At 69.2% G+C, this 12,063-nt stretch carries 9 protein-coding genes and 2 pseudogenes; 1 reads left to right on the top strand and 10 read right to left on the bottom strand.

The annotated features are described in order from the left end of the window. Nucleotides 1–11 precede the first annotated feature (11 nt). Nucleotides 12–437, top strand: coding sequence for a PLD nuclease N-terminal domain-containing protein (locus AC08OO_RS11020; protein ID WP_011434974.1), 426 nt, complete (start codon nt 12–14; stop codon nt 435–437). A gap of 185 nt (nt 438–622) precedes the next feature. Here AC08OO_RS11020 and ccsB read toward each other — a convergent pair whose 3' ends face one another. The 10 genes and pseudogenes from ccsB to argS all read right to left on the bottom strand — a co-directional run bounded on the left by ccsB (nt 623) and on the right by argS (nt 11,925). Continuing rightward, nucleotides 623–1,816 (bottom strand): c-type cytochrome biogenesis protein CcsB, encoded by a 1,194-nt coding sequence (ccsB, locus tag AC08OO_RS11025; protein WP_476610839.1) that lies wholly within the window; start codon nt 1,814–1,816, stop codon nt 623–625. Then, nucleotides 1,816–3,930, bottom strand: coding sequence for a cytochrome c biogenesis protein ResB (resB, locus tag AC08OO_RS11030; protein ID WP_476610840.1), 2,115 nt, complete (start codon nt 3,928–3,930; stop codon nt 1,816–1,818). The genes ccsB and resB overlap by 1 nt, the downstream gene beginning before the upstream one ends. Beyond that, the gene (locus AC08OO_RS11035; protein ID WP_476610841.1) at nt 3,927–4,874 is read right to left on the bottom strand and encodes a cytochrome c biogenesis CcdA family protein; all 948 of its coding nucleotides are present in this window, start codon (nt 4,872–4,874) and stop codon (nt 3,927–3,929) included. Before AC08OO_RS11035 ends, resB begins: the two co-directional genes overlap by 4 nt. Before the next feature lie 34 nt (nt 4,875–4,908). Beyond that, the gene (locus tag AC08OO_RS11040; protein ID WP_476610842.1) at nt 4,909–5,538 is read right to left on the bottom strand and encodes a TlpA family protein disulfide reductase; all 630 of its coding nucleotides are present in this window, start codon (nt 5,536–5,538) and stop codon (nt 4,909–4,911) included. Between the two features lie 213 nt (nt 5,539–5,751). Next, complete coding sequence (locus AC08OO_RS11045; protein ID WP_476610843.1) at nt 5,752–6,639, bottom strand: putative RNA methyltransferase; 888 nt, start codon at nt 6,637–6,639, stop codon at nt 5,752–5,754. A gap of 71 nt (nt 6,640–6,710) precedes the next feature. After that, a complete protein-coding gene (locus tag AC08OO_RS11050; protein WP_476610844.1) occupies nt 6,711–7,358 on the bottom strand; it encodes a histidine phosphatase family protein in 648 nt (215 codons plus the stop codon). Continuing rightward, nucleotides 7,355–8,713, bottom strand: coding sequence for a glutamate-1-semialdehyde 2,1-aminomutase (gene hemL, locus AC08OO_RS11055; RefSeq protein WP_476610845.1), 1,359 nt, complete (start codon nt 8,711–8,713; stop codon nt 7,355–7,357). The genes AC08OO_RS11050 and hemL overlap by 4 nt, the downstream gene beginning before the upstream one ends. Before the next feature lie 528 nt (nt 8,714–9,241). After that, nucleotides 9,242–9,487, bottom strand: a pseudogene (locus AC08OO_RS11060) (transposase); the annotation flags it as partial. 156 nt (nt 9,488–9,643) lie between these two features. Further along, a pseudogene (locus AC08OO_RS11065) lies at nt 9,644–9,769 on the bottom strand (helix-turn-helix domain-containing protein); the annotation flags it as partial. Nucleotides 9,770–9,888: 119 nt separating this feature from the next. Continuing rightward, nucleotides 9,889–11,925 carry an arginine--tRNA ligase domain-containing protein gene (gene argS / locus AC08OO_RS11070; RefSeq protein ID WP_476610846.1) on the bottom strand — a complete coding sequence of 679 codons (2,037 nt, stop codon included), beginning with the start codon at nt 11,923–11,925 and terminating at the stop codon, nt 9,889–9,891. Nucleotides 11,926–12,063: the final 138 nt, after the last annotated feature.

A 12,063-nucleotide genomic window follows, 5' to 3' on the forward strand; every position in this document is an offset into this window, starting at 1 on the left:
GCGACCGGCCGGTGCTGGGCCTCGCGCTGACGTTTGTGATCATTGGTGTTTGGGCTTACGCGATCATCGATGTCTTCGGGACACCCCCCGAGGAGGTTCGGATCATGCCCAAACTCGCGTGGATCGTAGCAGTGATCTTCCTTGGTATCTTCGGCACCGCCGGATGGTTTTTCTTCGGTCGACCTCGCGCGAACAGCGTCGGCGAGCGGCCGTTGCGCCGGCCGGTCTCCGACCATCCGGCCTTCGGGCAACGATCGTCCTGGGGCATCGACAGCCGGCGTGATGGCGGCTTCGGCCGGTACAGCGCGCGGACGGGCACCCGCCGGGCCGCCGTCCGGCCGAAGGGTCCCGACGACGACCCGGACTTCATGCGGGAGCTGTCCGCCCGGATCCGCAAGGGCGAGGCCGGACCTCCGTCGTCATCGTCCCGCGGCTGAGCCGCATGGACGCGGGGGATCCAGGGGCACGAGCCCGCGGCTGACCGGCTCCGCGCACCGGGACAAGCAGCGGTCCGTCGTTCCGGTACGCGGCCGGGCGGGGTGTTCTCCGCAGGCTGCGGGTGGCCCGCCCGTTCTCCCCGGCGGGCCAGGCCGGAACCAGGGACCAGCAGCCGTGGGGAGGGTCAGATGCCGGCGTAGGAGTGCAGCCCCGAGATGACCAGATTCACCAGGTAGTAGTCCACGAACAGGGCGCTGAAGGCCAGCAGCGAGATCGCCGCGGCCCGCCGCCCACGCCATCCGGCCGTCGCGCGGGCGTGCAGGTAGGCGGCGTAGCAGACCCAGGTGATGAACGACCACGTCTCCTTGGGGTCCCACCCCCAGTAGCGGCCCCATGCTGATTCCGCCCAGATCGCCCCGGCAATGATCGCGAAGGTCCAGATCGGGAACGCGAACGCGATGACCCGGTAGGACAGGGTGTCGAGCGCCGCCGACGACGGCAGGCGCATGACGATGCCGCCCCGGCGCTGCATGGCCTGGCTCGCGTCAGCCCGTCCGGCCGCGACCTCGGCCAGCCGATTTTCCCAACGCTCCTTGATGAGGAACAACACCGTGGTCACGGCGGAGACCAGGAACACCCCGCTGGCGACGATCGCACCGACCACATGGATCTTGAGCCAGTACGAGTTGAGCGCGGGCACCAGCGGTCCCGCAGCGACATAGAGCACAGTGCCGGCGAAACCGAGCGAGAGCACGACCGGCAGCATGACGAAGACGCCCAACCACCGGACCGGCTGCCGGATCATCAGGGCGAGAAACGTCGTGACCGCGATCAGGCAGATCATCGACGAGAACTCGTACATGTTGCCCCAGGGCACCCGGTCCGCCGCGAGGCCACGAGTGATAACGGACCCCAGGTGCAGCGTCCAGCCGACGACCGTCAGCGCGACGGCGATTCGCCCGATCCACCGGGCACGCGCGGGAACCGCCACGTCGCCGTCGTTACCGGCGGCCAGCGTGTGCGCGGCGTTCGCCCGCCGCCGGACAGCCTCGATCTCCCGGGCCCGGGCCGCAGCGAGGGCCACGGCGGCGGGGTCGGACGGGTCGATCGGGGTCGCGGCCCCGTCGGTCGGGCCGGCTGCCTCGGCGGGATCGGCGGCGGCGCCGATCCCGCCGGCCGCCGCCCCGATCAGCGCCGCCGGCCGCCCGGCCCCCTGCCGTGCCGGGACGGCCGCCGCCTCCTGAGCCACGTCGTGGCGCAGGCCGAGCCGGCTGAACGCGAACTCGGCCGCGTAGCCGAGCATCGCCGTGGCGTACACCGCCTCGCCGCTGCCAAACAGATGATCGGAAAGGCTGGCTACGCCCTCGTTGACCGCCATCAGTGCTCCCGTTCGCTGGCACTCGACGCGGCATCGCCGGCTGCGGTGCCACCCGGTTCGGTACTACTGGGTTCGGTACTGGCTGGTTCGGTACTGGCTGGTTCGGCGCCGCGCGATTCCGAGGCGGTCGGCACGGACCGGTCGGTGCCCGCGGGCCCGGTGGCCTCCCGGAGCAGGGTCGTGAGCTGGGCCAGCTCGACGGCGAACCCGTCGGCGTCGGAGCGGGACAGCCCACCGATCTCCACCGTGCACCCACCGGCGGCCGCTGGCCGGGCCCGCACCCATACCCGGCGGCGGCGCACCCGAAGACTCGCGATCAGCCCGACGATGATGAGGACCGCGAAGAGCAACGCCTCGCCCTTGAACGGGTCGGACTTGACCTGGAAGGTGGCGAACTCGGCTACGCGGTCGGCCTCGAGGCTCATCCCGCCGGGTAGCCCGGTAAGGGTGCGCTGCCGCGGGTTGTCGAGGGCCAGGACCTGCGCGGTGCGCTCGCTGCCCGCCGGACCCGTCATCGTGATCTGGCGCAGGTCGCGGGTGTCGACCGTGTAGACGTTCTGTGGAATGCCCTCGTTGAGATGGAGGTTGCCGACGAATCCCGTGATCGTCAGACCGGGCGCGCGGGCGGCGGGGAACGCGGAGACGTATCCCTGGGTCGGGTCGAGGCGGGTGGTCGGCGTGAACACGCCGCTGAAGGCCAGCTGCTGGGGCTCCTTGCGGACGCCCAGCGCGGGCAGTCCGGTATCGGGGATCTTGACGGTGCAGGTTGAGGTGAACATGCCGTCCCGCGGGGTACACGGCACGTTCGCCTCCCAGACGACCTTGCGCGCGGCGTCGCGAAGCACGAAGTGCGGGGCGAATCCATGCCCGATGAGGTAAATCTTGGCGTTGCCGATCACCAGCGGATGGTTGACGCGGATGGTCGCCTTGCGGGTCGGGGCGTTCAGCGCGGCGGCATACGTGACGTCGGCGCGGAAGTCGGACGGCTGGCCGCTTGGCTGGAACGTGGCGTTGAACCGGTCCAGCGTGAGCGAGAACGGACGCAGCTTCGCGGTGTCGACGCGCTGACCAGCGTTGAACTGGTCATAGGAGATGATCGTGTTCGCGAACCCGCTCCCGGAAACGACGAGCACGGTCCCGGAGTATCCGTACCAGGAACCGAAGCCCACCGCGGCGAGCAGCCCCACCAGGGCAATGTGGAAGACGAGGTTGCCGGTCTCGCGCAGGTACCCCTTCTCCGCTGCGACGGAGTGGTCGGCAGTCCCCTTCGCGTCGTGGGCCTCCCCAGCCGTGGCCGTGGCCCGGAAGCGCCGTCGGCGCAGCGCCTGCCGGGCAGCCGCCATCGCGTCGGCGGGCTCCATCGGACTCGTCCAGGCGCTGCCGCCGGGCAGCCGGCCGGGCCGGGCCGGGGCCTTCGGCGGCGCGGTGAACAACGCTCTGGCATGCCAGCGGATCCGGGACGACAGGCAGCCAATCAGGGAGATGAACAGCAGCAGGTAGATCGCTGCGAACCAGGGCGCGGCGAAGACGTCAAACCCGGAGAACCGGTCGAGCAGCGGACCGAGGGTGGGGTGGTCGGCGCGGTACTGCTCCACCCGCATCGGGTTGATGGCGCGTTGCGGCAGGAGCGATCCGGGCACGGCAGCCAGGGCCAGCAGGAACAGCAGCAGCAGCGCGGTACGCATGCTGGTGAGCTGACGCCAGGACCGGACGGCGAGGGCAAGGGCCGGATGCCGGGTGAACCGGCCACCGGCGCCGGGAGCGCGCCCCGGTCCGTCGGTCGGCGTACCGGGGTCGTCGGACGACGGACCGGCCGCGCTGTCCGGCGGGTCGAACGCCTCGGGGGCTGCGGCGCGGGCGTCGGCATGCCCCTCGGGCAGACGGCGCGCGCTGGCCGCCGCGTCGGAGCCGAATCCCGCGGACTCGACGGCGGAATCGAGGTCGGACTTCTCAAGGTCGGGCTTCTCAAGGTCGGACTCGACCTCGACAGTGTTGATGGGTTCGACGTCGACGGGCCCGGCGGCGAGTGGCGCGGGATCGACGGCGAGTGCTGCGGGATCGACGGTTCCGGACGCAGGCGCGAGCCGGGCGTTCGAACGGGTTGAGGAGGTCACAGCGGCGTCTCCGAGAAGCCGGGGGCGTAGGGCCGTAGGTTCGCAACCAGGTCGGCCCACTCCCCCGTGAGTTGAAGCACTCCGACCGTGACGAGCAGCATGCCGCCGAGCAGGGTCAGGATGCGGGTATGCCGTCGCAGCACCCGCAGGGCGCCGACGGCACGTCGGAAAGCCAGTCCGACGGCGAGGAACGGCAGCCCGAGCCCGAGGCAGTACACCGCGGAGAGGACCGCTCCCCGCTGCGCCGTCGCGCTCGTCACCGCCAGCCCCAGGACGGCCGACAACGTCGGGCCGAGGCAAGGCGTCCAGCCGATTCCGAAGAGCGCCCCCAGCACGGGCGCGCCGAGCAGGCCGGACGCCGGCAACCGGTGGATGCGCCACTCCCTGTTCGCCCAGGACAGCCGGGAGAACACGCCGGCAAACGCGAGTCCCATCACGATGGTGACAACCCCGAGGAGCTGGCTGACGCCGACCTGATGGCGGGTGAGCCACTGCCCGAGCCCACCGAACGCCGCGCCGTAGGACACGAAGACCGCGGTGAAGCCGAGCACGAACAGACCCGTGCCCGCGGCGACCCGCCCCCCCGCGCGCAGCCGGTACAGCCGCGGCCCGGGCGACCCGGTCCCCTCGTCGTCCCGGGCGAGGGCACCAGAGACCGCCGCCCCGCCGGCCACCGCCATGCCCGGCACCGCTACGGACACCGCCGGCACCGCTACGGACACCGCCGGCATCGCCGGTGCCCGGCCCGGCAGCCCGCCCGGGGTGGCGGCAACTCGCCTCGAACGATCCTGAAGCTCCGCCCCGGACAGGCCGGTGACGAAGCTGAGATAGCCCGGCACCAGCGGAAGGACGCAGGGGGAAAGAAAAGAGAGCAGTCCCGCCGCGGCGGCGACCGGCGCGGCGAGCAGGACCGGCCCGTCGGTGATGAGCCCGACCACGCTCACCGCGGGTCCTCCGCCCCGGGCAAACGGTGCCCGCTCACGCCTCGGCCTGCAGACGGCCCAACGCGGGCTTCAGGTCGTCGGGCAGCACACCACCGGTGAACCGGGCCGCGATCCGCCCGTTCTGGTCGAGCACGAACGTCGACGGGAGGCCCGGAGCGACCGGCCAGCCCGCGGCGAGGGTGCCCAGCTTGTCGACGATGCTCGGGTAGGACCTGCCGAAGTCCTGCGTGAAGGCCTTCGCACCGGAGACGGTGTCCTTCTCGTTGACACCGAGGAACGCCACCGTGGGGTTGTCCTTGGCCAGCTGGACCAGGCCTGGCGTCTCCGCGCGGCAGGGAGCGCACCACGAGGCCCAGAAATTGATCACAACGATCTTCCCTCGGTAGGACGAGAGGTCGAGGGAGGTCCCGTCGAGAGTCTTACCGGACAGGGGGGGTGCTGGATGCCGGTTTCCGGGGGCGGCGAAGTCCTGCCCGGCCGCCTGCTGGACGAAGCCGTAGCCCCCACCACCGGTGGCGTCGACCGAGTTCGCCCCGGGGGAGCAGGCGGCCAGCAGCCCGGCCGCCGCGAGCGCCACGGCGGCCAAGGCGATGCGTCCCGCCCGGCGGACACGGCGGGCCGACCAGGCCCGGCGTGTCCGCCGCATCGGGGCAATGCCTGTCACCGGCGGGTCCGACCTGTCATCCGACGCGGACCGCCATCCCTTCTCCGCCACGCGAACCAGTATGTGCCCTGCCCCTTCCCACCCGGGAACCTGTCTACGACCAACTGTAGAACTCAACTCAGGGTAGGTGGAGGGGCCGCGAGACGCGCATGGGCTTCTCGACGAAGGACACCTGTGGGCTCCATCTGCCAGGCGGGCACCGTTCCGCCGCCGTCACCGGCCGCCGGCCACCGGCGGGACCGGGAGCGGACGGTAACCGCGGATCTGAAAACGGGCCGTGACGGTGGCGCTCCCGGGGAAGGCGGTTTCGGCCCGTCGGCGCAGCTGGTCGGGCGCCCGGTGATGGCCGGTCGGGCCCATCAGAGCCAGGTCGACGATCTGGTCGGTGTTCAGCGTGAGCGGAACGTCAACGTGCTCGACAATGATCGGCTCGAACCGTCCGGTGGTCCGTTCGTCGAGCCGGTCGCTCTTGCCCGCCTGTATCCCGACGAGTCCGAGCGGGCCGTGCAGCTCGGCGAGATGGCCCGGCCCGGGGGTGACGACGATGAGCAGCCCGTCGGGGCGCAGCACCCGGTGCATCTGGGCCAGGTTGCGCGGCGCGAAGACGTCGAGGAGCACGGCGACGGCGTGGTCGGCCACCGGCCAGGGGGCGGCGACGTCGAAGGAGACCGCGCCGATCCGGGGATGGGCACGCGCCGCGCGACGCAGGGCGTACTTGGAGACGTCGACGGCGAGGCCGACGGCGTCCGGTCGCGCACCGACCACGCCGGCCAGATGGTGCCCGGTCCCGGCACCGACGTCGAGGATCACCCGACCGGGCGGCCCGAATGGCCCGGATAGCCCGGATGGCCCCCCGGGGACGGGATACGCGATCTGGGCCAACCGGGCGGTGAGCGGCCCGTAGTGGCCACCACCGAGGAAGGACTCCCGCGCGGCGACCATGACGGCGCTGTCGCCGACGACCCGCCGAGTCCGGCCGGTGCGCAGGTTGACATAGCCGCCGCGGCCGACGTCGAAGTCGTGCCCGGCGGGACAGCGCAGGGATCTGTCCACCGGGTGCAGCGCGTCGCCGCACACGGGGCAGCGCAGGAACGGCAGCACGGCCCGCAGGGCCGCGAGGGCCGGCGGGGCAGCGACGGCCGGCGCCGGTGACTCGGGACCGGTGGAGTTCGTCAGGCGCCGACCGATCCAGGCGTGTTCGCGGTCGGCCCGTTCGGCTCCGCGTACTCGACGCCGACGAGCTCGGACTCCCGGTAGACGGCCGTGGTGACGCTCGCCAGCCCGCACTGCCGCCGGTCGGGACGGTGCCAGAGGGGCACTCTCTCCAGGGCACGCCGAGCCGTCCAGACCGGAAGCTGGTGGCTGACGAGCACGACGTGCCGACCGGGGTGGGCGTCGCGCCATTCCACGACAGCCACGAGCATCCGCGCGGCGATCTCGTCGTACGGTTCGCCCCAGGATGGGCGGAACGGATTGAGTAGCAGGCGCCACAGGGCGGGGTAGCGGACCACCGCCGGGCCGGCCTCGAACGTTCTGCCCTCGAAGGCGTTGCGGCTTTCGATCAGCCGCGGGTCGGCCTGGACGGCGAGTGCGTGCGCCGCGGCGATGGGCGCAGCGGTCTGCTGGGCACGATCCAGCGGACTCGCGACCACGGCCGCGACGTCCAGCTCCGCGAGGAACTCCGCGGTGACCTTCGCCTGCTGCTGGCCCTTGTCGGACAACCGGAACCCCGGCAGCCGGCCGTAGAGGATCTTCTCCGGGTTGAAGACCTCGCCGTGGCGAACCAGATGCACCCGGGTCAACGAAGTCGGCTCCGTCATGCCCGCCCCTCGGGAGAGGCGGAGACGGTCACCGGTTCGGGTACCGCTGCGGCGGCACGTGCGGCCGCCGGTGCCGCCGCAGCGATCCGCTCCACCGTCTCGTCGTCATGCGCGGCCGAGACGAACCACGCCTCGAACGCCGACGGCGGCAGGTAGATCCCGGCGTCGAGCATGCTGTGGAAGAACGCCGCGTACCGGGCGGTGTTCTGCGCCTGGGCGCCGGCGTAGTCGACCACGGTGGCGGCGTCGGTGAAGAAGAAGCTGAACAGCGATCCGGCGCTGCTCGGCAGGTGGGCCACGCCCTCCTCGGTCAACGCGGTTGAGACGATCCCGGCCACGTCGGCGGCGCGGGTGTCGACGGTGGCGTAGACCTCATCGGTGCAGGCCCGCAGGGTGGCGAGTCCAGCGGCGACGGCAATCGGGTTACCCGACAGCGTGCCCGCCTGGTACACCGGGCCGGCGGGTGCGAGCCTGGCCATCACGTCCGCCCGCCCACCGAAGGCCGCCGCGGGCAGCCCGCCGCCCATCACCTTGCCGAAGGTGAACAGGTCCGGCGACCAGTCCTCGATCGCGCCCTCGTTGCCCCACCAGCCGGCGCGTGAGATGCGGAACCCGGTCATCACCTCGTCGAGAATGAGCAGCGCGCCGTGGATGTCGCACAGCCGGCGCAACCCGGCGTTGAAGCCGGGCAGCGGCGGGACGACCCCCATGTTGGCGGCGGCGGCCTCCGTGATGACCGCCGCGATCGTCTCACCGCGCTCGACGAAGACCGCCTCGACCAGCGCGAGATCGTTGTAGGGCAGAACGATGGTGTCCGCGGTGGCGGCGCCGGTGACTCCCGGGGTGTCCGGCAACCCGAGGGTCGCCACTCCGGAACCAGCGGAGGCGAGCAGCGCGTCAACGTGCCCATGGTAGCAGCCGGCGAACTTGATGATGGTCGACCGGCCGGTGAAACCCCGGGCCAGCCGCACGGCGCTCATCGTCGCCTCGGTGCCGGAGTTGACCAGGCGTACCTTCTCGACCGGGCCGACCCGGTCGACGATCAGCTCCGCGAGCTCCACCTCCCCCGGTGTGGGGGTGCCGAAGCTGGTGCCGGCCGAGACGGCGCGCGACACCGCCTCGACGACGGCCGGATGGGCATGGCCGAGGATCATCGGCCCCCACGAGCACACCAGGTCGATGTAGGTACGCCCGTCCGCATCGGTCAGATAGGGGCCGTTGCCCGCCACCATGAAGCGCGGCGTGCCGCCGACGGCACGGAAGGCTCGGACCGGAGAATTGACCCCACCGGGAACAACACGCTCGGCGCGCCGGAACAGCTCCTCGGATGCCGGCGCGGCAGACGGAACCACCATGCCCACGATCCTCGCAGGTCGGCCCCGCCTCCCGCTCCCCACGTGCCCGGTGGCACGCCGCGTCCTCCTCCCCGGTCCATGCTCCGCGTTGACCCACCCGCCACCATCGCTGGAAGCCATCGCTGGAAGCCGCCGGTGGACGGGGGTCTGCCCCGGCCGCCCACCGACGGCGGCTCGTGCGCCCGGTCCTCCCCGGACACCCGCGGCCGTCGGTCGGCCGCTGTCCCTCCCAGGCCCCGGCGTTCGGCGATCCACCGCCGGTCGGCCCGATCTCGATGGGCGAGGACTACCGCGAGGGCTACAAGGAAGACGACGTTGTCCTGGTGGTTGTCCTGGTGCTGCTTGCCCTAATGGTGCCCGGTACGCCGCCCACACGACCCACTCCAGTCAATGATCATTATGGATCATTGAGGCAAGCCTGGCCCACGCCGGACGGATTCCGCCTCGGGACGGCCGCGGGATGAGGAGTTTCTCGCCGAGGCAGGTAATACTCGCCCGTGGGCACGTGAGAACGGCGGAATCAGGCGGTCATAGCGACACGTGCCTTGCCAACAAATCGTTGAAGACCGCGACCGGCTTCGCCCAACCCAGCGTCTGCCGCGGCCTGCCATCCAGCTGTTCGGCAATTTTATCAAGCCCGGCCTGGGCATGCAACGACAGGCCGGTTCCCTTCGGAAAATACTGGCGCAGCAACCCGTTGGTGTTCTCGTTCGACCCGCGCTGCCACGGCAAGTGCGGGTCGCGGAAATAGACGGGCAGGCCGGTGGCGACGGTCATGTCGACGATCCGCCCACGGGCCACGGTCGTCCGGGACCGGTTCACCCGCCTGGCCCGGCCCTTGCGCAGCGCGAGCGTCAGCTGGGTCCGCAGCCCGCCACGGACCTGCGCCTCCACCGCCCGATAGACCTGCCCGCCGCCGTTACGCTCGATTTCTCGTGAGATCGTCGAGTGGTGCCGGCCGAATTCCTTCGCGATGAACCGAGCCGATCGGCTCGTGCTCAACTCCCGGGAAATCAGCTCCCGTTCCTCGATTGTCAACTGCTCCCGCCGGCCCATCCACCATCCAGTCCCCCGACGCCATCACGATCATCCCGTCCGGGCGTCGCTACGACCATTTGACCCCGCCGTCTGATGACCTCAGAATTCGCGGCACGCCGTCTTCGAGGTACTACACGTCAGATCTTCGGGGGACACTCGACGTGACAGAGACGCAGCCCGTTAACCAGCGTGTACTGAACAGCCCGAGTGATCATCAGTCGAAATTCGTTGGCGGCCTCGCCCTCAAGGACTGGCGAGGTCGTATAGTATGAATTGTAGAGTGCTGCCAGATCCAGTAGATAGCGGACGAGAATGGCCGGGCTATCCTCGCCTGTTGCTCTGGTAATCTTGCTTGGCAACTCCTGCAACTTGAGAATGAGCTGCGCCTCTTGGTCGCTGACCTCGAAATGTGTCAGGTCAACTAGACTCGGCACGGGCTTGCCCCATTTCCGTAGGATTGCCCGTGCGCGGCATGCGGTGTAGACGACATACGGTCCTCCTGACTTCTCGAAGGCCGTCAAGGTCGGAGAAAGATCTCCGCGAGCCATGGCGACAGTCGTCTTCATGTCCTGCTTGAGGTCGTTGAAGACGAGCGAGCCGACCGCCAGCTGCTGGGCGGCGACGGAGAGTTCCTCCTCCGTCATCGTGCCGCGCTCCGCAGACCTCTTCCAAAAGTGCTCGAATGACATCTTCAGTAGATCGTTCACTCCGGCGACGCTGTCTCGGCTTGAGAGCTTCCGGCCAGTCTTCTCATCGACGTAGAAGCCGAAGTAGATGTGCCGGAGGTCCAGTTCGTCACGGCTTGCGATACCCAGGACCTCGACAGCTTGAAAGAGCCGCGCGAAATGGACGCGCTGCTCTTGGCCCACGACATAGTAGATGCCGGACGGGTCGAAGATATCACGGCGGAGCTTGATGGCTCCGACGTCGCGTGTCGCGTAGATGCTCCGGCCGTCCGACCTGCGGACCACGAACCGCTCGTTTCCTGGAAGAGGAACGACGATGGCTCCGAGATCCTTTCGGGCGAACTCCACAGTCCGGTCGCGAACGGCGGAGGTGATCTCACCGGCAGACATGGCCTGCTCGATCTTGGCGATTTCCTCGCGCAGGCGACTCTCCGTGAACTCGAATGCCCGGCCGTCGCGCAGAGCGGTCTCGATCACCTCATTACCGGCCTGGAAGTAAAAGCTTTCACCGATCGTGAAGTCGATGTGGATGTCGAGTGCTTCATAGAAAGAACGGAAATCTGCAAGGCTCCAGTCCACCATCTTGGACCAGAGTTCCACCTCCTCGGAGTCTCCGCCCTCCAGCCTCGCAAAGCGGGCATCCGACGCCTCCACGTAACCCTTGAACGCAGACTCAAGCGCATCCTTGCTGTCCACGCCCGGGAAATAGCGCTGGAGCACGGCGGCATCCGATTCGCTGGCGCCGCCCAGCCCTCCGCCGGAGGCAACCACCCTCTCCAGCGCGCGGCGGATGGCGTAGATCTCCAGCAGGCGATCGTTCTCGGTCATGGCCGCGGGAAACATATCGCCGAAACGGCGAAACCCCTCCAGCATGAAACCGAATCCGCCGAAGTCATTGATGTGGTTCAACCGGTATACGAGCGCACCGCATGCTTGGTGTAGATTGCCGAGCACATGCCCAATGATAGTTGATCGGACGTGTCCAGCGTGAAGCTTCTTCGCGACGTTCGGCGACGAGTATTCGATGATGAGGGTCCGCCTGGCGGCACTGTCGTTCTCGCCGAATCTATCGCCAAGGCTGTTGATCCCCTGGACGGCCTGCGCCAGCCAGTTATCGGACAGCGTGAGATTGATGTAGATGCCTTTGGCGGTGGCCTCGGAAATTACCTTCTTGAGCTCCTCGACCTGTAGGGCCTCGATGGCCCGCGGAATGTAGGTCCTAACGAACTCTTTCGCGCCCGCCTCTTTAAGGAGCATCGGCATCTTAACCGTCACGTCGGCGCCGAACTTCTCTCGGGAGATCAACTCGATCTCTGCCGTGAGATCGGAACGCGCAAACTTCTCCTGCAATGCTTGCGTGACGATCGCACTTAGCCTTGCCAGCGGATAGTCGCGTGACGAAGGAAAGGCCGCGGGGCGAGACCCGCGAACCTGGTCGCGGAGATCTTCGATATCACGCCTACGCGTGGAGGTCACCTGGGCAAGCATATTCACGGCCCAGAGTTTATCAGGGCGGCATAGATTGGCTGGTGGAGGCGGTGTTTGCCCGTTCCTCAGTGGGCGTTCTGCACGCTTTCGTCGGGCCTCAGCTTGAGTTGATCTCTGGGGTGGCCGGTGGGTCGGGCT

Source organism: Frankia sp. CeCAU1, assembly GCF_977971845.1.